The organism is Geobacter sp. (assembly GCF_030834625.1).
Lineage (GTDB): Bacteria > Desulfobacterota > Desulfuromonadia > Geobacterales > Geobacteraceae > Geobacter.
The window spans coordinates 73,037-95,975 of record NZ_JAUQXO010000072.1; the positions used below are offsets into that span (position 1 = coordinate 73,037).

Consider the following 22,939-nt stretch of genomic DNA (forward strand, 5'->3'; position numbering starts at 1 on the left):
AGCTTTAACTTTTGGTGCGGCTTTTATTTTAGGCCGTCTGCCCAGGGTAGAGGTTTATTGTAGGGGAAGCTGAAGACACTACACACTAAACCGGAAGCCGAGGGTGGACAGAGAGACCATCCCCGGCTTTTTCAGTTGTTAAGACCAATATCGCAGATATGACAAGGCCGGGGGGAAATCCTCCGGCCTTTCGTCGTTCCGGGACCACAGGGAGGAAAGGATGATCATCGTCATGAAGGCAGGTGCAGCGAAAAAGGACCGGGACGAGGTAATCAGGCGGATCAAGGAGCTGGGATACAAGCCCCACGTGATCCACGGAACCACGCGGGACGTGATCGGGGCCGTGGGGGACGAGCGGGGGAAGCTGGTGCTGCAAAGCATCGAGTCGATGCACGGCGTGGAGAGCGTGGTGCCGATCCTCAAACCCTACAAGCTTGCCTCCAAGGAGGTGAAGGTGGAGCCGAGCGTCATCCGGATCAGCGATGCGGTCAGTATCGGCGGCACGGAGATCATCGTCATGGCCGGTCCCTGTTCGGTGGAGGGGGAGGAGCAGATCATCGAGACGGCCAAGGCAGTGAAGGCGGCCGGCGCCCAGGTGCTCCGCGGCGGGGCGTTCAAGCCGCGGACCTCCCCCTACTCGTTCCAGGGGCTCGAAGAGGAGGGGCTGAAGCTTTTGGCTAAGGCGCGGGAGATCACCGGCCTCCCCATCGTAACCGAAGTGGTGAACCCGGAGACGGCGGATCTGGTGGCCGAGTACTCGGACATCCTCCAGATCGGGGCCCGCAACGCCCAGAACTTCGCCTTGCTGAAAAAAGTGGGGCAGTTGAAGCGGCCGGTGCTCCTCAAGCGCGGCATGTCCATGACCATCCAGGAGTTCCTCATGAGCGCCGAGTACGTCATGAGCGAGGGGAACCAGGCGGTGATCCTCTGTGAGCGGGGGATTCGCACCTTTGAGACAGCCACCCGCAATACCCTCGACCTTTCCGCCATTCCGGTGCTGAAGCAGATGACCCACCTGCCGGTCATCGCCGATCCCTCCCACGGCACCGGCAACTACCACTACGTGGCCCCCATGGCGCTGGCGGCCGTGGCAGCCGGGGCCGACGGGCTCATGATCGAGGTCCATCCCGATCCGGAGAGGGCCTCCTCCGACGGTCCCCAGTCCCTCAAACCGAAGAAGTTCGAGGCCCTCATGGTGAAGCTCAGGCTCGTGGCCGAGTCGGTGGATCGCACGGTCTAGCAAAACCCTTGCGCCTCTTCCGATGCTGCGCTACGATGAGCGAGCGTTAACGCCTGAGTATCCGCAGCAGAGGGAGGGATTTCATGCACACCATCATTCGTCGGGCGGCAGCAGCGGCCCTTGTCATACTTGCCATGGCCGGCCCGGCCCAGTCCGCCGATCCGCAGGTGGCTGCCGAGGCCCAGAGGAGCCTGGAAGAGATTCTTGACCTGTGGCGCGACGGCAACTACGCTTCCCTCCATGAGCGGACGAGCGCCGGGGGGAAGGAGAGCCGGGAGGGGTTTGCCCGCAAGCTGGCGAGGGCGGCACACCGCCCCGCCTGCTGCTGGGAGAAGCTCCAGGAGGTTAGGGTGTCGGCCCGCAGCGGCGGCGCCGTCGACGTCCGGGGGAGGTTTGGACTGGACGGGGGGCCGGCCGGGACCGAGTATGCCACCCGGTCGGTCCGCCTGGTCCGGGAGGACGGGGCGTGGAAGGCGTCCCAGGCCGATCTCCTTTCGCTTGCCGGCGCAAAGCGCAAAAAGTAACGCCATGAGGGGGGGCGCCCAAGCGAGCTCGCCGAGCCGAACCTCCAGCGCATCCCCCGCCTCATCCCGCTTAAACCTCTCCCCTGACGGGGCGGACACCCTTTCGGCCGGGCGTTTTGGTGATATAGTTGTATCCCATGAAGACGCTCATTTTTTCTCTTGTTGCCTTCGTTTCGTCCCTCGTGCTCCTCTTCGCCTGCTCGGCCCGGGGCGAGGTTCGGCTGCTCCGCCAGGAGATCGCGGTCCGCCTGGAGCCGGAGCGCCATCTCCTGTCCGGCGAGAGCACCCTGGAGCTGGCTCCGGGAGCTTCCGGCCAGCTTCTCCTCTCCCTCAACCCGGGGGCCGCGGTGGAGGAAATTGCCGTCGACGGGCGAGGGACTCTCTTCCGCCGTTCCGGCGAAACCCTTGCCGTGACGCTCACCGGAGAGGGGAGCGCAGCCCCTCGGCGGGTAACGGTCCGCTATCGCTGCACCTTCAATGATCCGGCGCCGGAGCGGCCGGTGGTCACCGAAGATCCTTCCTACGGCGTGAGTGGCGCCATCACTCCCAAAGGAATCTATCTCGGCAGCGACGCCGGTTGGTACCCGGCTCCGGAGATCCTGCCGAAGACCCGGCGCGTGACGGTCACGGCACCGGCAGGCATGGAGGCCATTACTGCCGGCCGGCGCCTAGCACGATCCCCTGAGGGGGGAACCACCACTTCCACCTGGGAGGAGGCCCGGCCGGTGGAAGGGATCTCCCTGTCGGCAGGCCCCTACGTCATCGTGGAGCGGAACGTCGACGGCATTTCCCTCTACACCTACCTCTATCCCGAAAACGCGGCCCTTGCGGAGCGGTACCTGGCGGCGTCAGCCGACTACCTCCGCTTCTATGCCGGAATATTCGGTCCGTATCCCTTTGAGAAGTTCGCCGTGGTGGAGAACTTCTTTCCTACCGGCTACGGCTTCCCCTCCTACACCCTCATTGGCGGCACGGTGATCCGCCTCCCCTTCATCGTTCACACGAGCCTCCCCCACGAAATTGCCCACTGCTGGTGGGGAAACGGCGTCCTGGTGGACTACCGGCAGGGGAACTGGTCCGAGGGGCTTGCTACCTACGTGGCCGACCACCTCCTGGAAGAGCGGAAATCGGCCCGGGAGGGGCGCGACTACCGCTTTCGCATCCTGGCCGACTACGCAGCTTTGGTGGGGGCGGGTGATGACTTCCCCTTGGGGCGGTTTCTCGGCCGGGTGGACCCGGCTTCCCGGTCCATCGGCTATGGCAAGGGGGCGATGCTCTTTCACATGATCCGGAAGCGGATCGGCGACGAGGCCTTCTTCGGGGCGCTTCGGGAGATCTACCGGGAGAAGCGGTTTGTTGCCGCCTCCTGGGATGATTTCGTTGGAGCCTTCTCCAGAGCTTCGGGAGAGGACCTGGGGTCTTTTGTAGCTCCCTGGCTCCACCGGCCAGGGGGGCCGCGCCTGGTCCTTGCCGGGGTGACGAACCGGCGCGACAGGGCCGGATGGCTCGTGACGGGAGCGGTTCGCAGTGCCGGCGAGGACTATCCCCTGGGGGTGACGGTGCGGGTGGAGGCGGGCGGGACGGGGTACGATCGGACCGTGGAGGTGTCGGGGAAGGAAACCCCTTTTGCGATCGTCGTCCCGGCAGCGCCGGAGCGGGTGGTGCTCGATCCTGACGTGGATATCTTCCGGATCCTGTTGCCGGCCGAGCTTCCCCCCACCGTGAACCGGGTCAAGGGGAGCCCGGGCTTAACGGCGGTCGTCACGAAAGGGTGCGGGGCCAGCGACGGAACTCTCCGGCTCCTGCTCCGCTCCCTGGGCCAGGGGGACGCGCCGGTGATCCGCGAGGAGGCTGCCGATGCCGCCCGTCTGGCGGAGCGCGATCTCCTGCTCTGCGGAGTGCCGGAGCGGCCTGGTCTCCTGCCTCTGTTGCCGCTGGAGGTGACGGCGGAGACGGGCGGATTCTCCGTGCATGACACGGCGTACAGGGAGACCGGCGACCTCCTTCTGGCGGTGGCAAACCGCCCCGAAGCTCCTGGCCGGGTGGCGGCGCTGCTCCTTGCCAATTCGCCGGCAGGGGCCGAGGCGGCAGCCCTCAAGATCACCCACTACGGACGGTACGGGCTTCTCGTCTTTTCCGGCGGCGAAAACCGGGTCAAGGAGACCCCTCTTGCCATCGGCGGGGAGAGCGTGGTGACGTTCACTAAATGACGGGGCAGAGGGATAGTTGCGGGGAGGAAACATGAAGCGTTTCGGCAGGTTCGTCGGCATCGCCCTCATTCTGGTCATGACAGCCGTGGTGGCACGGAACTGTTTCAGCCACGACCTGATCGTGCGGCTCAAGGACCGGAAGGAGATTCCCTTCAACGAGATGGTCACGGATCTGAAGGGGGCGAAGGTCATCTACGTGGGGGAAACCCATGACAATCCGGACCACCACGACCTGCAGTTGCGGATCATCCGGGAGCTCCACCGGGCCGGGGTCCCGCTGGCCATTGGCATGGAGATGTTCACCGCCGAGAGTCAGAAGGAACTGGACCGCTGGGTGGCGGGGAAGACTGACAAGGGGGCATTTCAGCGGATCTATCTGAAGAATTGGAATCTGCCGTGGGCCATCTACGGCGACATTCTTCTCTTTGCCCGGGACCAGCGGATCCCCCTCATCGGCCTCAACGTCCCCCGGGAGGTGACCCGCAAGGTTGCGCGGCAGGGATTCGAGTCCCTCTCTCCCCAGGAGCGGCGGCAACTCCCTCCCGACATCACCTGCGACGTGGACGGTGCCTATATGGCCATGATCCGGCGCTCCTACTCGGACCACGACACCAGTGCCAAGACTTTCAAGAACTTCTGTGAAGCCCAGATGCTCTGGAACAAGTCCATGGCGTACAACATGCTGGAATACATAAAGAAAAGCCCTCGGCGGACCGTGGTGGTCATCGCGGGGAGCGGCCACGCCATCCGGGGAGGGATGCCGGTTCAGGTGGACCGGGAGAAGCCCGGCCTTGCAAGTCGGGTGGTCCTTCCCGACCCGGTGGTTCAGAACGGCTCGATCACGGTGGCGGACGCCGACTACCTCTGGCTGTCACACTGAGGCCTCAGGCTGAGAGAGCACCCTCCCGTATCATTGGCAGCGAAACGAAGAAGGTGCTCCCGGCGCCGGGGGTGCTCTCCACCCAGACCCTGCCGCCGTGGGCCGCCACGATCTCCCGCACGAGGGTGAGCCCGAGGCCTGCTCCCCCCGCCTTCCGCCGATCGCTGTTGTCGACCCGGAAGAACCGCTCGAAGATCCGCTCCTGGAATTCGGGGACGATGCCGATTCCTTCGTCCCTCACCCAGATGATGACCATGTCACCCTCGGTCTTCCCACCGAGGGTGACGGCTCCCCCGTCGGGCGAGTACTTGATAGCGTTGGAAATCAGGTTGCTGGCCACCTGGTAGAGCTGCTCCTCGTTGCCGCGCACCGGGGGGAGGTCTGGCGGGCACTCCACCACGATATGGTGCTTCTTGGAAGCAGCGGCGTAGAGGGAGGCGGCGTCTGCCAGAAGGAGACCCACGGCCACCGGCATGATCCGGAACTTGACCATGCTCGCCTTGAGCCGCTGGAGCTGGAGGAAGTTGTTGATCAGCTCGCTCAGCCGCTCTGTCTCCTTGTAGATGGTCCGGAGGCAGTTCTTCTGCTGTTCCCGCTCCACCTCGTTCTCCAGCAGAAACTCGGTGAACCCCATCATGGCGGTGAGGGGTGTGTGCATCTCATGGCTCACGGCGGAGATCATCTCGTCCTTCATCCGCTCCATCTCTTTGCGCTCGGTGATGTCGATGGCGATCTCCATCCGGACGAGCCGTCCGTCGGTCCAGCGGATCGCCTTGTCGATGCACTGGTACCACCGGCCGGTGATCATGTTTTTGTACTCCCAGATGTAGGGGGGGAGCGGCTTGCCGTCCAGCATGAGTTTTTCGTTGGTGCAGAAGTCGCACGGCAACGTCTTCCCCCCCTGGATCACCTCGTAGCAGGGGCGACCCTCCCAGTTCTCTCCGAAAAGCTGGGCGCCGTACCTGTTCAGGTAGAGGAGCTTGAAGCTCTCCATTTCGACCACGTAGACCAGGGCATTGAGGGAATCAAAGATGGTGCTGATCTGGTTGAACTGGGTTCGCATGGCCTCTTCGGCCTGACGCCGGCGCCGGCGTTCGCCGGCCTCCCGGACCTCACGCTCGATGGCGGGCACGAGCCGCGAGAGATTCCCCTTCATGAGATAGTCGTGGGCGCCGGCCTTCATGGCGGCCACCGCCAGATCCTCGCCGATCTTGCCGGAGACGATGATGAACGGGATGTCGAGACCCCGCTCCTGGACGATGTTGAGGCCGGCCAGGGCGCCGAATCGGGGCATGTTGTAGTCGGCGATGACCACATCCCACTCCCGGTTGTCGAGGAGGGCGCGCATGCCCTCGGCCGTGTCGGTCCGCTCGTAGATGGGATCGACGCCGCCGCGTCGCACCTCCCGCAGCAGGAGGAGCAGGTCGTCCTCGGAGTCTTCCAGGATGAGCATCCGTATCTGTTGGTCCATGGGTGTCCTGCCCCCCGGCAGAAGATCCGAGGGGAGATGGTGGTGTGATTGATGGTGCTCCGTGCCCTCCATGGAGGTCATGCCGTGCATTCCATTTTCAATTCTAACCCCCCTTACCCCTCCGGTCAATGGGGGGAGAAACCCCGTCGCCGCACCCCCCTTTCACCTTGACTTTTCACTGGTATGTCAGTAACGTAAAGCGTTTTTCCGGCCCGCGCCGCGCTTCATTTTTCGGCCGATTACCCCGTTGTGGAGGACGTCCATGGAATACAAGAACACCCTGAATCTGCCGGTTACCGATTTCCCCATGAAGGCCAACCTCCCCCAGCGGGAGCCGGAGATCCTCGCCGGCTGGCACAAGAGCGACCTCTACGGCAAGCTCGTGGCGGCGGGTGAGGGGAAGCCCCGCTATGTCCTCCACGACGGTCCTCCCTATGCCAACGGCCACATCCACATCGGCCACGCCCTCAACAAGATCCTCAAGGACATCATCCTCAAGAGCAAGCGGATGCAGGGGTTCGACGCCCCCTACGTGCCGGGGTGGGACTGCCACGGCCTCCCCATCGAGCTTCAGGTGGAGAAAAACCTGGGGTCCAAAAAACATGACACCACCAAGCTCCAGATGCGCAAGCAGTGCCGGGAGTATGCCGAAAAGTTCGTGAAAATCCAGCGGGAGGAGTTCGAGCGGCTGGGGGTCATCGGCGACTGGGATCATCCCTATCTTACCATGACCGCCGACTACGAGGGGATCACCGCCCGGGAGCTGGCACGCTTTGCCGACAACGGCGGCCTCTACAAGGGGAAGAAGCCGGTCCACTGGTGCTCCTCCTGCGTCACGGCCCTGGCCGAGGCGGAAGTGGAGTACGCCGACAAGACCTCCCCCTCCATCTACGTGAAATTCCTCCTCCAGGACGACATCGCGGCCGCGGTGCCGGCCCTGGCCGGGAAGAAGGTGTCCCTGGTCATCTGGACCACCACCCCCTGGACCATCCCGGCCAACCTGGCCGTGGCCCTCCACCCGGAGCTGGACTACGTGGCCCTGGAGACCGGCGGAGAGGTCCTCGTGGTGGCCGAGGGGCTGAAGGATGCCTTCATGGCCGCCACCGGCGTGCAGGGGAGCGTCGTCGCCACTTTCCGGGCCGACATCCTCTACAGGAAACGGTGCAGGCACCCCTTCTACGACCGGGACTCCATCGTCCTCCTGGGCGAGCACGTAACGCTCGACGCCGGTACCGGCTGCGTCCACACCGCTCCGGGCCATGGACAGGAAGACTACGAGCTGGCCCTGGTGGAGGGGCTCGACATCTACAACCCGGTGGACAACCGGGGGCGCTACATCCAGAGCCTGGAGTTCTTCGGCGGCCAGTTTGTCTTCGACGCCAATGCCAGCGTCATGGAGAAGCTCCAGGAGGTGGGGGCCCTGGTGGGGCAGGGGAGCGTGGAACACTCCTACCCCCACTGCTGGCGCTGCAAGAAGCCGATCATCTTCCGGGCCACGGAACAGTGGTTCATCTCCATGGAGAAAAACGACTTGCGGAAAAAGGCCATGGAGGAGATCGACCGGGTCTCCTGGGTGCCCAAATGGGGCCGCGAGCGGATCCACGGTATGATCGAGAACCGCCCCGACTGGTGCATTTCCCGCCAGCGCTCCTGGGGGGTCCCGATCACTGCCTTCTACTGCACCGAGTGCGGCGAGATCCTGGCCGACGGCACGATCATGCACCACGTGGCCGACCTCTTCATGGAAGGGGGAGCCGACCTCTGGTACGAGAAGGAGGCGGCCGAGCTTCTCCCGCCGGGGACCGTCTGTCCCTCCTGCGGCAAGAGCGCCTTCGAGAAGGAGATGGACATCCTGGACGTCTGGTTCGACTCCGGGGTTTCCCATGCGGCGGTCCTCGAAAATCGCCCCGCGCTCGGCTCGCCGGCCAATATGTATCTCGAGGGGAGCGACCAGCACCGGGGATGGTTCCACTCCTCGCTTCTGGCCTCCGTCGGCACCCGGGGCACCGCCCCCTACAAGGAAGTCCTCACCCACGGCTTCGTGGTGGACGGCTCCGGCCGGAAGATGAGCAAGTCCGTTGGGAACGTTGTGGCCCCCGAGGAGGTGATCAAGAAGTACGGCGCCGAGATCCTCCGTCTCTGGGTGGCGGCCCAGGACTACCGGGACGACGTCCGGATCTCCCAGGAGATCCTGACGCGCCTTGCCGAAGCCTACCGCCGGATTCGCAACACCTGCCGCTACCTACTGGGGAACCTCTACGACTTCGACCCGGCCGCCGACATGGTGCCATTCGGGGAGATGACGGAGCTGGACCGGTGGGCCCTGCACCAGCTGGAGGTGCTGAAGGAGAAGGTCGTCGCCGCCTACGACGAGTACGAGTTCCACATCCTCTACCACGCGGTGAACGGTTTCTGCACCGTGGAGATGAGTGCCTTCTACCTGGACATCATCAAGGAGCGCTACACGAGCCGGAAAGACGCCGTTGAGCGCCGCAGCGCCCAGACCGTCATGTATCTCGTGCTGGAATCCCTGGTTCGGCTCATGGCGCCGGTCCTCTCCTTCACCGCCGACGAGGTCTGGGGGTACATGCCGAAGCGGGCCGAGGCGAACGTCCACCTGGCATCCTTCCCCGAACTCTGTCCCGAGCGCAAGGACGAGGCCCTGGTGGAGCGTTGGGCCCGGATCATGGCGGTGCGGGGGGAGGTTTCCAAGGCCCTGGAGCAGGCCCGGGTGCAGAAGGCCATCGGCCACTCCCTCGATGCTGCGGTGACTCTGGCGGCGGAGCCGGAGCTCCTTGCATTCCTGAAGGAGTATGTCGGTGAACTGGCGACAGTCTTCATCGTTTCCAAGGTGGAGCTGGTGGAGGACATTGCCGGCGAGTTCATGGAGGCCGAAGGAGTGAAGGGGCTGAAGATCGGGGTCAGTGCCGCACCGGGCGAGAAGTGCGAGCGATGCTGGCACTATGATGAGCAGATCGGCGGCGACAGCGAACATCCGACGCTCTGTCCCAAGTGTGTCGCGGCGGTCAAGTAGGAAGATGAAACCCAACTACCGCATTTTTTCCATCATCACCGGCGCCTCCCTTGTCCTCGACCAGGCAACGAAGGTCGTCGTGGACCGGACCATGGCGCTTTACCAGTCGATCCCGGTGATCGACGGGCTCTTTAGTATCACCTACATGCGGAACAAGGGGGCGGCGTTCAGCTTCCTGTCCACCTTCGATTACCGCCGCCCCTTCTTCATAGCGGTTACGCTGGTGGCCATCGTGGTCATTGCCGTCACCTTCCGCAAGCTGAGGGATGATCAGCGTCTGACGGCGGTTTCCCTCTCCCTTATCTTTTCCGGTGCCGTCGGCAACCTCATCGACCGGGTCCGGCTCGGCGAGGTGATCGATTTCCTCGACGTCTACTGGAAAACCCACCACTGGCCCGCCTTTAACGTGGCTGACTCGGCCATCTGCGTCGGCGTGGCGCTCCTTGCCTTCGACATGATCCGGGAGGAGCGGCGCCACACCAGCGATCGGGGCAACGGCTAAAACCGCTGCCGCAGGGCCAGGTGAAAGGTGACGTCGGGGGCGGTTTTTACGCTCAGGTCCTCGGATATGGCGATGTCCAGCGACGTCCGCTCCGTGAAGGCGAAGTCAAATCCTCCTGTTATCATGAGCGTGTCGTTATTGATCTCGCGGAGTTCGCTCCCTTGGTAGAGGGGGGAATGCCACGTGGCCTGGGCCGTAATGGCGAGCCAGTCCACGGGGCTCCAACCGAACCCGACCGTTCCCGCCGCCACCAGGTCCCGTTGCTGGTCCTCGAGCACGTTGCCGTCTCCCATCACCGTGCCGCCGGCGTTGGCGAAGAGGGTCAGGTGCCCCCAGTTGCCGAGCCGGTAGTCGTCGCTGGCGGCGAGCCAGAGGGCGAAGTCGACGCTGCCGCTTCCCCGCAGCCGATCGCTGTCGCCGGTGGGTAGCTTCAGCGCCCCCCGCAGGGCAAGGCGGCGGGGAGCCTCGGCCCGGTCGTCGTAGAGCTGGAACCCCCCCGTCAGGCGGATGTCGCCAATTCCCCCCCCGCTGTTGTCGATCCTGAACTGGTCGATGCCGTTTCTTTCGTACTGGTAGAGGAGCCGGTCTCGGGGGGCGTATTCCCTTCCGCCGTTGGTGAAGTTGAAGACGTCGTGGAACCCTTCGATGAACCCGTCGAGGAAACCTCCCGAATGGAAGACGAAGGGGATCTCGATGCCCGCCTCCACCCCGGAAGCGAAGCCGTAGCGCAGGTCGAGGCCGACCCGGTACGTCTCGCCGTCGAAGGTGACGCTTTCATTCCCTTTTGCGGTCACGGCGTAGTTGTTGGCCAGATCGACGACGACGGAGACCTCACCTTCCCGTGGTGCCAGGATGCGGGCGCTGTCCGGCACCGGCAGGCCGTGGATCTGGACCAGGGGGGCCATGTTGCCGGTCCGGAAGGGGGTCACTTCCATGCCGTGAGCAACCGCGCACGGGAGGAGCAGTGCCAGCCCCGTCAGAGCCCCTATCCCCCCCCGTCCCCTGTGCTTTCCCCCTCTCCCTCTCTTCGTCATGCCGGTTCCCTCCTGTGGTGATGGGGACAGGGTCTTGTCACCCTCACTGGTCATAGAATAACAGTCTTGAACTGCCATGGGCATCTGGGCTAAGGTGAAACGTTATCGACCACTAGCGCCACAGCAGTATATCAGATTCGGAGACCATCATGACGCTCTCCAGCGGCAGACAGAACCCCAACCCTCACCACGTTAACCGGCGGAGAGGCAAAAATCCATGGAAATTTGTCGTCATCACGCTCGTCACTCTCGGTGTTGCCGGCCTTCTCGCCGTATTCGGATATTTCACCTATCTCTATGCCTCCCTGCCGAAGGTTGACCGGCTCGCCGACTACAGGCCTCCCATTGTCTCCCAGGTCTATGGCGACGACGGTAGCCTCGTGGGTGAGTTCTACCTGGAGCGGCGCACCGTCGTGCCGGTGGAGAAGATACCCCGGAAGCTGATCCAGGCCTTCGTGTCGGCCGAGGATTCCAACTTCTACCAGCACAGGGGGCTCGACTACCTGGGGATCGCGCGGGCCGCCGTGAAAAACCTCCTCTCCCTGCGGAAGAAGGAGGGGGCATCCACCATCACCCAACAGGTGGCGAAGTCGATGCTCCTTACTCCCGAAAAGAGCTACTCCCGAAAGTTCAAGGAGGCGATACTTGCCACCCGCATGGAGAAGATGCTTTCCAAGGACGACATCCTCTACATCTACCTGAACCAGATCTACCTGGGGGGGGGCTCCTACGGGGTCCAGGTGGCGGCCGAGACCTATTTTGGCAAGAACGTGGAGCAGCTGAACCTGGCCGAGATGGCCATGCTCGCCGGACTCCCCAAGGCTCCCAACACCTACTCCCCCATCAAGCACCTGGACCGGGCCCGGGAGCGGCAGGCATACGTCCTGGAGCGGATGGTGCGGGAAGGGTACGTGACCCAGGCCGAGGCGGACCATGCCCGGGCGACCCCCATCGTGATAAAGTCCATGAAAAAGGTGAACAACGAACAGTCGGCATACTTTCTGGAACATATTCGGATCAAGCTGGAGGATACTTACGGCATGGACCGGCTCTACAAGGAGGGGCTGAAGGTCTACACCACCATGAACGCAGAAATGCAGAAGGGGGCCTTTGAGGCGGTGGTGAACGGCCTGAAGAATGTGGACAAGCGCCAGGGGTTCCGGGGGGCGGTCAAGTACCTTGTGGAGTCCGAGGTGGACGACTTCTGCAAGAAAATCGAAGATGGCATCGATACCGCTTCCCTCAAGCAGGGAAGCACCTATCAGGGGGTCGTCACCGCCGTTGACCCGGCTAAGGGTGAGGCGTTCATCCGCGTCGGCGAGCGAACCGGCATCATCTCCCGGAAAAACATGGCCTGGGCTGGCAAGGTCCAGTTCGTGAATGCCTGGGGCAAACAGGAGGGGAAAGGAAAGTCGCTGCCGCTGGGGAGTGTTGTTTTCGTTTCGGTGCTCACCCCCGACGCCAACAGGCAGGGGGCTGTATTCGCCCTGGACCAGGAGCCCGAGGCCCAGGCGGCGCTGGTTGCCCTCGATCCCCTGACCGGCGCCGTGAAGGCCATGGTGGGAGGGTATGATTTCCGCAGGAGCCAGTTCAACCGGGCCGTCCAGGCGAAACGGAATCCCGGTTCGGCCTTCAAGCCGATTATCTATGCCGCCGCCCTCGACAAGGGGCTCACGGCCGCAACCACCTTCGACGATTCCCCCGTTGAATACGAGAGCGGCGGGAGCAAGGCCTGGAAGCCGAAAAACTACGACAACATCTATCGGGGTATCGTCACCATGCGGGAGGCCCTCACCAATTCCATCAACGTGGTGAGCGTCAAGATTCTGGAGCAGATCGGCGTCGGTGATGCCATCGACTATGCCAAAAAGCTCGGCATCACCTCGCCCCTGGCTGCGAACCTTACCCTGGCCCTCGGCTCGTCCAGCGTCACCCCCCTTGAGCTGACCGCGGCCTACGGGGTCTTCGCCTCGGGGGGGTACCGGACCACCCCCTACGTCATCACCAAAGTGGAAGATGCCGACGGCAGGGTCCTTGAGGAGACGGCGCCGCAGGTCATCCCGACCTTCACCAACCAGAGTACGGTAACCCTTACGGATGCCTCGCTTCCCCCCGCGTCCGGTGCCGTCTCCGGGGGGCCTGCGGCGGTGCCGGTCATTGCGCCGGAAACCGCCTTCATCATCACCAACCTCATGGAGAGCGTCGTCACGAGTGGCACCGGCCAGCGGGCCCGTGCACTGGGCCGTCCGGTGGCCGGAAAGACCGGCACCACCAACGACATGAAGGACGCCTGGTTCGTAGGCTACGTGCCACAACTGGTGGCCGGGGTCTGGGTGGGGTACGACCAGGAGAAGTCCCTCGGCGCGGGGGGGTCCGGTGGTCAGGCCGCGGCGCCCATCTGGACCGAGTTCATGCAGCGGGCCGTGGCGGGTATCCCCGTGAGGGACTTTTCACAGCCCGCTGACGTCACCTTTGCCACCATCAATCCCCGTACCGGCCGCCTGGCACGGGAAGGGAGCCCGGGGGCGATCCAGGAGTGCTTCATCGCCGGTACCGAGCCCACGGCGTACGATGGCGAGCAGGACACGCCAGCTGCTGACGAAAACGCTAGTGATTCAGAGGGGTTGCCTGACTGGGTGCGTGCCGGGCGTCTGCCGCGACGGTACGAAAACCGCTAATCCCTTGCGGGGCAACGGTTTACAGCTCATAAAAAAATAATTTTCTTCTAAATAATCCCTTGCAAAGTGGGAATTTCTGTCTATAGTATTCGCCAGAATTACCTTAAAAAGGAGGGTTGATCATGACCAAAGCTGAACTTGTGGATGCTGTAGCGAAATCTGCCAACCTCACCAAGGCTGCCGCCGACAAGGCTGTAGGGGCCGTTATCAGCGCCGTGAGCGACGCCCTCAAGAAGGGCGACAAGGTGACCCTGGTCGGATTCGGGAGCTTCGAGGTGTCTACCCGCAAGGCCCGCACCGGCAGGAACCCCCAGACCGGCAAAGAGATCAAGATCGCTGCCGCCAAGGTTCCCAAGTTCCGTCCGGGCAAGGCCCTCAAGGACGTCGTCGCCGCCAAGAAGAAATAATTCCGCCTGCCGTCCCGAGGGTCGGTGCTGCTGATTCAATCAGAAATGCAATAAAAAGCCCCGCTCAAGCGGGGTTTTTTCATTCTTACCCATGGCGGGCCAGTGTCCATCACGGGCTCCTTCCGCCACCCCATGGGCACTTGTCATCGGTCTCCTTCCCGGTTACAGTCTCCTCACAGGGGGAAGCCACCGCAATGACCCACACCACGGAGCCACCAACACAGACGCCTCCACCGGCGCGCCGAAGGGCCTTCGCGTGCATCCTTGCGGTCGCGGTGCTCCTCATCCTCGCCGTCCTCTTCGCCCTGAAACTCTATCTGGCATCGCCTCCGGCGGCCCGTCATCTCTCCCGCATCCTCACCGACTCCCTCCATTCCCCCGTGACTGTTGCCGATGTGGAACTCCACGGCAGGACCGTCGTTATCCGTGGCTTGTCAATCGCCAATCCCCCGGGCTTTTCCGCAGCTCCTCTTGCCGCGGTCGATACCCTTGCCGTCACCCCCCGCTGGACTGGCCTGCTGCGCGGCGTCCGCAGCTTCAGGCGCATCGAACTCGACGGTGCGCGGATTATCCTGGAAAAAAGCAGCGCCGGGGCCTGGAATGTGGCGGAGTTCCAGCGGCGGCTCGCGAGAAAAAAGCCTTCCGCCGCCGAGACACGGATCGACGAGCTGATATTCCGCGATGGGGCGCTGACGGTGGACGGGCGGCGTCTGACCGGCATTGCGCTCCGGCTCCGGGATGTGACCACGCGGGGATCGGCCGATTCGCGCCTGGACCTGGCTTTTGCCGACGGAGCAGGGAACCGCTACCGGGTGGAGGGGAGCGCCCGTCCCGGGCCTGAAACTGCCTTTGACCTTGTGCTCACCGCCCCTTCACTGACCTTGGCGCCCCTTGCCGATCTGCTCAAGCGACGGGAGCTTTCGCTGGAGCGGGGGACCGCGGCGCTGCGGCTCCAGACGGTTTTCCAGGGGGGAATCATCCGGGCCGACGGGGCCGCGGAGTTCCGGAATGTCGCCGTGGTGGGCGGGAAGGCAACGATTCCCCTCGCCGGTCGCGTTACCCTGGGGGGGGAGTATGATCTCCGGCGCGACGAGGCGCAGGTTAAGAACCTCACCATAGCCCTTGCGGATCTCGCAACGGCCCGGGTTGCCGCCACCGTGAGCCGGGTGCGGGGGGAGCGGGCCTTCGTCGCCGATGTCAGCCTGGATGATGTGGATCTTCAGCGTCTGTCACCCATGGTCGCCGCCGTGACGGGGCGCTCCGTCTCCCTTGCCGGCCGGCTGGGAAGCCGGGGGCTCCACGTCACCGGCGACGGTGCCCGGGGGGTGACCGGCATCAAGGGGAGCGTCAGCGCGCAGGATGTGGCCGTCTCCCTCGACGGTCGGTCCCTCGTCCGGGGGCTTGCCGGCACAGTGTCCCTGGCGCCGGCCGGGGAGGGTTTCCTCGCCAAGGGGAAATTCGCCACCCAGGGACATACGGAAGGCGCCCTCATCCAGCGGGTCGACCTTCCCTTCACCCTGCTCCTGTCGGGCCGGTTCAGGCCGCGGGAACTCCAGGTCCCGTTGCTGGCGGCCCGGATCATGGGGCTGCCGGTCACGGGGCGCCTTGGCTTCAGGCCGGCCGCACCACGGCCCTTGGTCGTGTCTCTTCGGGTTCCCGCCGCACCCCTTGCGGCTCTTGCGCCCCAGACGGAACGCTATGGCCTCCGGCCCACCGGCGGCACGGCCTCCCTCGCCCTTGACCTGCAGGGGGAGGAGCCGGCGGCCTTTGACGGCGATGTCGTCATCAGGATAGATTCCCTGGCGGCGGATGCAAAGGGGAAGCGGGTCGCCCTCGGGAAGGGGGATGTCCGCTCCCGATTCACGCGCAAGGGAGAGCATCTGGCAGCCACGGGCACGGCCCGGCTCAATGGGGGGGAATTCGACGGGAGAAGGGGCGACCTCAGTACCTCCTTCGACTTCACGGACTGGACCCTTACCCTTGCCGATCTCCGGGGCCGCCTTGCCACCACGGCTGTCTCCGCCGACCGGCTTACCCTGAAACTTCCCGCCGGGAAACCGGCGCCGGCCCCGGCACCCGTTCCCCTCTCCCTTGAGGTGACCGGGGGGGCGGTGCGTCATGGCGATGCCGACGCCGCGGGGCTCTCGGCCTCGCTCCGGGGAAACCTCCGTGCCGATCCCCAGGGGCGCTGGTTCGAGGGGGGGGGAGTCGTTTCCGCCGACCGGTTCGTCATCCGGGGGATTGCGGCGGGGACGCCGTCGCTCAGGATAGCCCTGTCGCGGTCCCAAGGGGGAGCGGAGCTGGGGGGAAAGCTCTTCGACGGAACCCTGAGCGGCCGCGTTGCCTTTGATCCCCGCGCTCCCGCAACCGGCGCCACCTTTTCCCTGGGGCTCCGGGAGGGAAAGCTTGCGGCCATGGCCGGACTCCTTCCGGGAAAGCCCCCGGTCATCCCGGCAGATGGCCTCTTCTCCGGCACCGCCTCCGGTTCCTTCGCCCGCGCCGGAGGGCTATCGGCCCGGGTCGAGATGCGTGCCGACGGCATCGCCCTGGCGGGAGAGGGGGGAAAGCGCCTTCTCGCCGGGGGAGGCGCACGGCTTGCCGGCCGGGTGGAGGGTGAGCGGGTCGTGCTGCAGGAGGGAGTCGCCACCATGGGAGAGGGCGCCCTCTTCCGGCTGCGGGGAGAGGTGGACCGGGCCTTTTCGCCCCAGCGGGCCGGGCACCTTGCCTTCACGCTCCCCACAACCCCCCTCGACCGTCTCATCGACCCGGTGGTGAATGCCCTTCCCCGGTTCATTCAGGAAGCGACCGTGACGGGGAGCGTGGCCGCCGAGGGGACCGCCGTCCTGAAGGGGAAGGAGGGAGGAGTTGACGGCACCCTGACCCTCGACGGGGTGAGTATCGATGTCCCCTCCCAGAAATTTCTGGTGGGCGAAGTGCGGGGCACCGTTCCCCTCTCCTTTGACTCCTCTCCCGACCCGTACCGGCGACCCCGGGAAGAGGTGAGTTTCACGAAGGAAAACTTCCCGCTGCTCCTGAAGCGGTTCCGGCAGACGCCGGCGGGGGACCGGACCCTCACGGTTGGCAAGGTCCGTTTCGGTCCCCTGGAACTGGGAGAGACGACGGCGTTCCTGCGGGGCGACAACGGCGTCATGGAGTTGACGTCCCTTCGGTCGGGGCTCTCCGGGGGGGAGGTGCTCGGCAGGGGGTTTGTGGCTGTGAAGGGGGGGATTGTCTACGGAGGTGATATCCTGGTGTACGACCTGAGCATGAAGCGCCTCTGCGATGCCTTTCCCCAGATCAAGGGGTATGTCTCCGGCCGGCTGGACGGGGTCGTGAGTCTCTATGGTGAGGGGAAGGGGATAGGGGGGCTCGACGGTTTCACCGAACTCTGGGCGCGGGATACCAAGGGTGAGAAGATGCTCCTCTCCAAGGAGTTTCTCCAACGGCTTGCCGGCAAGAAGCTGCGGGGCTTTTTCTTCCGCGGCGACCGCCCCTTCGATCGCGGTGAGGTGAGTGCCTACCTGGAGGACGGCTACCTCACCTTCACCACCCTCGACATCTCCCACACCAATCTGTTGGGTGTCCGGGACCTGAGCGTTTCCGTGGCGCCGGTCCAGAACCGGATTGCCCTTGAACACCTGTTCACCGCCATCAAGGAGGCAGCGACTCGGGGGAAAACGACCTCGCAGGGCGAAGAGGGGCCGGCGGCGGAACCCCCCATCCAGACTGACTTCCAGTGGCGTGACTGAGAGCTCTGACCTTACATCCCGGGGCCGATGTGGTATAGTACCTGGACAACTATGCGAAACGAGGAGGAATCCATGAAACGTACGATCATGAAAGCCCTGATCGCCGGTCTGTGCGGAATGCTCGCCGCCTGCGCCATTATCACCGTCAACGTCTACTTTCCCGAGAAGGCGGTGAAGGAGGCCTACAAGTCCCTTGACGATATGCTCCTCCAGCAGGGCGAGGAGAAGCCGGCCTTTGACGGGCAGAAGCCGGCCGAGCAGAAACCCGCGCCGGACGCCGGTCCCCAGAGCAGGCTCTTCGAGAGGCTCCCCTCCTTTGCCCTGGTTGGCGAGGCCTTTGCCGCCGAGAACTATGCGGACCAGCTGGCCATTGAGATCTCCAGCATGCCCGAGGTGCTCACGGCCTACGACGAGATGAAGGCGCGCTTGCCACAGCTCGATGCCCTGCGGGACCGGGGCGTGGTGGGGGAAACCAACCAGGGGCTCGTGTCGGTCCACGACAAGGGGAAGGCCACCCCCCAGGACGAGGCCCTGGTCAAGGCGGAGAACGGGAACCGGAAGATCGTCATCACCGCCATGGCAAAGGCGATCCTCAAGCTCAACAAGCAGCCCGAATCAAAGGCGGCCATCGGCCAGGTGCTCCCCAAGGCGGCTGCCACCTACGCCGATGCCAAGCGGGAGGCGGCGAAGCCGGGGTGGTGGATGCAGCTGGCCAACGGCCGATGGGTTCAGAAATAGAAGAAACGGTCGATTTTCCGCAATCTCGGCGTCAGGCTCCGCGTCTGCTTGTGCGACGCACATGCAGTGCGTCTCCGCGCAGATGCTCGCCTTCCTTGACATTGCGAAAACTTGACCGTTTCAGTTAGATGATGACCGCGTGGAGGTCCCGCTGCCGGTAGCGCCACCAGAAGGCGGCGGCCCGCACGTACCAGTCGATGACGAAGACCCCCCATACGGCATAGAGGGAGAGGTGGAGCCAGTCGGCGGCGGCCCAGGAGAGAAAGACACGCACCCCCCACATGACGCCGAGGGTCACCAGGAAGACGTAGAAAGTGTCGCCGGTGCCGCGCAGACTTCCGGCGTAGACGAAGGAGAGGGCCAGGGGGACCTGGGCAAAGGCCACGAGCCGCAGAAAGACGATCCCCTTTTCGATGACCGCCGGGTCGCGGGTGAAGAGCCCGATGAGCGGCCCCGGCAGCGTCAGGAAGACCACCGCCATGGTCCCCATGACGAAGACCGCCAGACGCAGCGCCTCACGGTGACTGATCCGCGCCCGGCGGTATTTTTTTGCCCCGAGGGCCTGCCCCATGAGGGTGGCCGCAGCGATCCCCATGCCGGCCCCCGGCATGAAGGAGAGGGACTCGATGGAGAGCCCGATCTGGTGGGCCGCGTAGGCGGCGGTGCCGTAGCCGATGATGAATTTGGAGTAGAAGAGTTGTCCCCCCTGCTGGGCGATCCGCTCCAGGGCCACGGGCCACCCCACCCGCCAGATGCGGCCGAAGAGCCCCATGCCGGGCCATCCGATCCGGATGTAGCGCAGCCTCAGGGCCTGGATCAGCAGATACAGAAAGCCGATGGCCTCGGAGGCATTGATGGCGATGGCTGCGCCGGTCACCCCCAGGGCAGGGAAGCCGAGCTTGCCGTAGATGAGGGGCCAGGCCATGAGCACGTGGAGGACATTTACGAGGAGGATGGCCGTCATGGGGGTCCGGGTGTCGCCGTTGCCGTGCATGATGGCCGAGAGGATGTTGAGGCCCGTGGTGAAGGCCAGGTAGAGAAAGACCAGCCGGGTATAGCCGGAGGCCAGGTGGAGCACGTCGTCCCTGGCCCCGAGGAATGCTGCCAGGTCGCCGCCGAAGGCCCAGCCGAGGGTTGATGCCGCCGCGGTCATGGCGGCGCAGGCGAGGCAGGCGGCAAAGGCGGCCCGGCGGGCCTCATGGCGCTGTCCCGCTCCCCAGAGGTGGGCGATCACCACCGTCGTGCCGGTGGCGAGCCCCCAGAAGACCGTCATCGTGACAAAGACGAGGAGCTGGCCGAGTCCCGTGGCCGCAATGGCCGCTGCGCCGAGCCCCCCCACGAGGAAGATGTCGACGATGGCCACGAGCCGCTGGAAGAGCGACGAGAGGAGGACCGGGAGCGACAGGTTCATGACGTTGCGGCGGATGGAGATGCGTTTTTTCCGTTCCCTGAAGTGTCGTGCCGTAAACCCTCTTCCCGTCATCCCGTTTTCTTATGCCTCCTCGTCAGTCGCCGAGTTCCAAGTCCCCGGCCAGATTCATCACGAAATTTTTTGCCCGCCCCGACGGGGCGATGATCCCGTAGGCCAGGGCTTCCTTCAGTTCGGCGTCCGTAGCACCCGCTTCCTTCGCGCCCGCGAAGTGCTTCTTCAGTCAGGTGGGGCACCCCACCGCCACGGCGCAGCCAACCCGGATCAGCTCACGGGTCCGGGCATCGAGAACCTCTTCGTACTCGAAATCGAGAATCTTCTTGCGGATTTTCATGGTTGGCGCTCCTTTCCTCGAAGTCTGCTTCTAACCGGGAACTATGCTTTTCCCTCCGGCCATTTGCAAGCGCTTTTTCCATGGGGCGTCCCCGGAACGGAGCATGGAGGGGGCGGCCAAGGAGCGCAGAGTCTATGGGATATAAATAGATTGCGAGCAAATAAATAGCGTGCTATTTATATTATATGAACAGACATGATTCGAGAATCGACCGCGGCAACCTCTTTTACCGACTCGGGCTCCTGACGCGGCACTGGCGCCAGGTCCTGGATACCGAGTTCCAGTCTGCCGGGCTGACCGATGCCACCTGGCGGCCTCTTCTGCACCTCAATCTCCTCGGTGACGGGACCCGCCAGAAGGACCTGGCGGCGTCCGTCGGCATCGAGGGTCCCTCCCTTGTCCGCCTCCTCGACACCCTTGTTGCCAAGGGGCTCATGGAGCGGTCGGAAGACGTCACGGACCGTCGGGCGAAACTGCTCCGCCTGACTCCCGAGGGGCGCGAAATCGTGGCCCGGATCCGGAAAACGGTGGTGTCTCTTGAAAACGAGCTGCTCAGTCCCTTCAGCGATGGTGAAATTGCCCGGGTGGCGGAATTCATCGAGCGGCTGGAGTCAACCGTGAGCGATGCACGGCGGAGGGGAAAGCGGTAATGCATAACTCCATCCGACGATTCATCGCCCACCACTGGCCGCATCTGGTCATTGCCGGCCGGGGCGCGGCAGCCGCCCTCGCGGCGCTGGCGGCCGCCGTTTTCCTTAAACTGGAGAACCCCTACTGGGCGGCAATGACGGCGCTCATCGTGATTCAGCCAACGCGCGGTCTCCTGTTCGAGAAGAGCTTTTATCGCCTGATCGGAACGGCCATCGGCTCCGTGGCGGGGCTGCTGCTGATTCTGTATGCCGATTCGCCCATGGCGCTCACCATCGCCCTTTCCCTCTGGATCGCGGCGTGCGTAGGCATCGGTAATCTGCTGTACGGTCTTCGCTCCTACGCCTTCCTGATGGCTGCATGTACCTGTGCCGTCGTGGCATTGAGCGGCCACCAGAACCCGCTCCACGTCTACAGCATCGCTTTCGGAAGGATCGCCTGCATCGTTGTCGGGATTGTCGTGGCAACGGCAGTGACTGCCCTCTTCACCCCCCGCCAGTCCCGCGATGAGCTTGAAAACCGCCTGCGCCGTGTTGCAGCGGATAGCGTCGCGTGGCTGGCGCTGCTGCTGCGTCAGGGACGGGGGGGAACCCTGGTTCGCCGGGAGCAGGATATCCTGATCGAGATTGCGGAGATTGAAAGCGTGCTGGATGTGGTCGGGGCGGGGTCGTTGCGGTTAAAAAGGCAAAAACGTCACGCGCGAAGCCTTATCACGTCACTCCTCTCCCTGCTGGCCGTCGGACGGCTGGCCGGGGAACAGCTTGCCCGGCACAATGATAACGACCACCGCCACGGCTACTGGCGGGATCTCCTCGCCCGGCACCTGGAAGAGGTCGCCGACAAGCTGGAGAACTCATCGAGGGTGAACTGCACCTCCGAAATGGCGGCGACAGCGGCCGAGGCAAAGGCGCATCTCCCCTTGCTGGGCGAGTCCCTGACCGAAATCGTCACCTCGCTTCGGCTCGTACTGGATGGCTACGACACCATGGCCGACCCCCCCGACACGCAGCCCTCGAACCTGTTCCTCCGCCACCGGGATTGGCAGGAAGCGCGCCGGGCGGCCCTTCGCGCCTTCGGGACCATTGGTGTGGTGGGCGTTACCTGGTCGCTGACCGGTTGGACAAAGGGCCCCCTGATGCTGATGGCCATATCCATCATGATCAGCATCTTTTCCACCAAAGAACATCCCGCACTCTTTGTCGGACAGATTTTCTGCGGCGCGGCAATCGGATCGGCCACCGCTGTTTTCTGCCGGATCGTGATGCTTTCGGGGGTAACCGATCCGTTGGTCATGGGGGTCACCGTTGCTCCCTTCGTCTTGTGCGGCGTCCTTGCCATGTCGTACCGGCGAACGGCCATTCCCGCCACCGACGCCACGCTCTTTTTCATTTTTGTCACCCAGCCTGGAGTGCCGATCGTCGTCGTCCCTGCCGACCTCGCCCTTGGGGCGGTTGCAATGGTTATGGGAGTTGGCAGCGCCTGGATTGCCTACCGGTACCTGATACCGATCAATCCCGGAATCCGTCTGCGTTCCCTGTTGGCAGCCATCGCGAATGATATGCAACTCCTTGCCGCGGCGGATTCTCCGGTGGCGAAGGAAAGATCACGGGCGCGGATGCACCACCGGGTGATCCGCCTGGTTGCCATGGCAACGAGATATGATACCGATCACCTCGCCTTGGTTGAGGGGGGACTTGCAGCCCTGGCCATCGGCAGATGTATAGAGCGACTGCAAGAGGCTCGGGAAGACAGTCGCCCGTCGCCGGCCGTCGGCATCATCCGCGACACCTTGCGTGCCCTGTCCGATTCTGCCAGGCGGCCGCAGAGCGTCTCAACGGCACTGGAAAACGCCTCAATTGCCCTTTACGCGGTTCTGGGACAGGATGGGGAGATCGGCGGTGCTTCCGACCGGGCGGATGCCGATGCGCCGGATCTCTCCCGCGGGAGTGCACGATGCTGGGGCAGCAGGGGGGCTCGATGCCTTATCTGAGATTCTCGCCCATCCCTCTACTACAAGGAAGGAGTTCCGCTGAAAAACATAAGCTGGTTGCCCTGACAGAA

At 64.1% G+C, this 22,939-nt stretch carries 16 protein-coding genes; 12 read left to right on the forward strand and 4 right to left on the reverse strand.

All coding sequences use genetic code 11. From position 1 onward, the window contains the following. Nucleotides 1–220: 220 nt before the first annotated feature. From aroF to RCH91_RS17225, 4 genes are all read left to right on the forward strand, one after another. Entirely contained in the window at nt 221–1,240 is a 1,020-nt protein-coding gene (gene aroF, locus RCH91_RS17210; protein WP_306536240.1) for a 3-deoxy-7-phosphoheptulonate synthase, read from the forward strand. 83 nt (nt 1,241–1,323) lie between these two features. After that, the gene (locus RCH91_RS17215; protein ID WP_306536241.1) at nt 1,324–1,764 is read left to right on the forward strand and encodes a hypothetical protein; all 441 of its coding nucleotides are present in this window, start codon (nt 1,324–1,326) and stop codon (nt 1,762–1,764) included. A 137-nt stretch (nt 1,765–1,901) separates the two neighbouring features. After that, entirely contained in the window at nt 1,902–3,974 is a 2,073-nt protein-coding gene (locus tag RCH91_RS17220; RefSeq protein WP_306536242.1) for a M1 family metallopeptidase, read from the forward strand. A gap of 31 nt (nt 3,975–4,005) precedes the next feature. Beyond that, a complete protein-coding gene (locus RCH91_RS17225; protein WP_306536243.1) occupies nt 4,006–4,854 on the forward strand; it encodes a ChaN family lipoprotein in 849 nt (282 codons plus the stop codon). A gap of 4 nt (nt 4,855–4,858) precedes the next feature. On the opposite strand, the gene RCH91_RS17230 is transcribed toward RCH91_RS17225, so the two are convergent. After that, nucleotides 4,859–6,325 carry an ATP-binding protein gene (locus RCH91_RS17230; protein ID WP_306536244.1) on the reverse strand — a complete coding sequence of 489 codons (1,467 nt, stop codon included), beginning with the start codon at nt 6,323–6,325 and terminating at the stop codon, nt 4,859–4,861. A gap of 262 nt (nt 6,326–6,587) precedes the next feature. Here RCH91_RS17230 and ileS point away from each other — a divergent pair, with 262 nt between their 5' ends. Together ileS and lspA are read left to right on the forward strand one after the other, a co-directional pair. After that, nucleotides 6,588–9,359 carry an isoleucine--tRNA ligase gene (gene ileS, locus RCH91_RS17235; protein WP_306536245.1) on the forward strand — a complete coding sequence of 924 codons (2,772 nt, stop codon included), beginning with the start codon at nt 6,588–6,590 and terminating at the stop codon, nt 9,357–9,359. 4 nt (nt 9,360–9,363) lie between these two features. Continuing rightward, nucleotides 9,364–9,861: a signal peptidase II gene (gene lspA / locus RCH91_RS17240; protein ID WP_306536246.1), complete on the forward strand. Its 498-nt coding sequence runs from the start codon at nt 9,364–9,366 to the stop codon at nt 9,859–9,861. Here the strand turns inward: lspA and RCH91_RS17245 are convergent. Continuing rightward, on the reverse strand, nt 9,858–10,895 hold the full coding sequence (locus RCH91_RS17245) for a DUF3187 family protein (RefSeq protein ID WP_306536247.1): 1,038 nt from the start codon (nt 10,893–10,895) through the stop codon (nt 9,858–9,860). The two genes, lspA and RCH91_RS17245, sit on opposite strands and share 4 nt — an antisense overlap. 149 nt (nt 10,896–11,044) lie before the next feature. On the opposite strand from RCH91_RS17245, the gene RCH91_RS17250 reads away from it, so the two are divergent. The 4 genes from RCH91_RS17250 to RCH91_RS17265 all read left to right on the forward strand — a co-directional run bounded on the left by RCH91_RS17250 (nt 11,045) and on the right by RCH91_RS17265 (nt 18,467). Beyond that, entirely contained in the window at nt 11,045–13,573 is a 2,529-nt protein-coding gene (locus tag RCH91_RS17250; protein ID WP_306536248.1) for a penicillin-binding protein 1A, read from the forward strand. Nucleotides 13,574–13,695: 122 nt separating this feature from the next. Beyond that, nucleotides 13,696–13,980, forward strand: a complete 285-nt coding sequence (locus RCH91_RS17255; RefSeq protein WP_306536249.1) for an HU family DNA-binding protein — start codon at nt 13,696–13,698, stop codon at nt 13,978–13,980. A 194-nt stretch (nt 13,981–14,174) separates the two neighbouring features. Then, the gene (locus tag RCH91_RS17260) at nt 14,175–17,729 is read left to right on the forward strand and encodes a DUF748 domain-containing protein (RefSeq protein WP_306536250.1); all 3,555 of its coding nucleotides are present in this window, start codon (nt 14,175–14,177) and stop codon (nt 17,727–17,729) included. Nucleotides 17,730–17,801: 72 nt separating this feature from the next. Beyond that, nucleotides 17,802–18,467: a DUF1318 domain-containing protein gene (locus tag RCH91_RS17265; RefSeq protein WP_306536251.1), complete on the forward strand. Its 666-nt coding sequence runs from the start codon at nt 17,802–17,804 to the stop codon at nt 18,465–18,467. 124 nt (nt 18,468–18,591) lie between these two features. On the opposite strand, the gene RCH91_RS17270 is transcribed toward RCH91_RS17265, so the two are convergent. Together RCH91_RS17270 and RCH91_RS17275 are read right to left on the reverse strand one after the other, a co-directional pair. After that, nucleotides 18,592–19,950, reverse strand: coding sequence for an MATE family efflux transporter (locus RCH91_RS17270; RefSeq protein ID WP_306536252.1), 1,359 nt, complete (start codon nt 19,948–19,950; stop codon nt 18,592–18,594). A 22-nt stretch (nt 19,951–19,972) separates the two neighbouring features. Next, complete coding sequence (locus RCH91_RS17275; RefSeq protein ID WP_306536253.1) at nt 19,973–20,230, reverse strand: GSU3128 family (seleno)protein; 258 nt, start codon at nt 20,228–20,230, stop codon at nt 19,973–19,975. Nucleotides 20,231–20,415: 185 nt separating this feature from the next. Between RCH91_RS17275 and RCH91_RS17280 the strand changes: the two genes are divergently transcribed. Together RCH91_RS17280 and RCH91_RS17285 are read left to right on the forward strand one after the other, a co-directional pair. Beyond that, a complete protein-coding gene (locus RCH91_RS17280) occupies nt 20,416–20,880 on the forward strand; it encodes a MarR family winged helix-turn-helix transcriptional regulator (protein WP_306536254.1) in 465 nt (154 codons plus the stop codon). Further along, on the forward strand, nt 20,880–22,868 hold the full coding sequence (locus tag RCH91_RS17285) for an FUSC family protein (RefSeq protein WP_306536255.1): 1,989 nt from the start codon (nt 20,880–20,882) through the stop codon (nt 22,866–22,868). Before RCH91_RS17280 ends, RCH91_RS17285 begins: the two co-directional genes overlap by 1 nt. Nucleotides 22,869–22,939 lie beyond the last annotated feature (71 nt).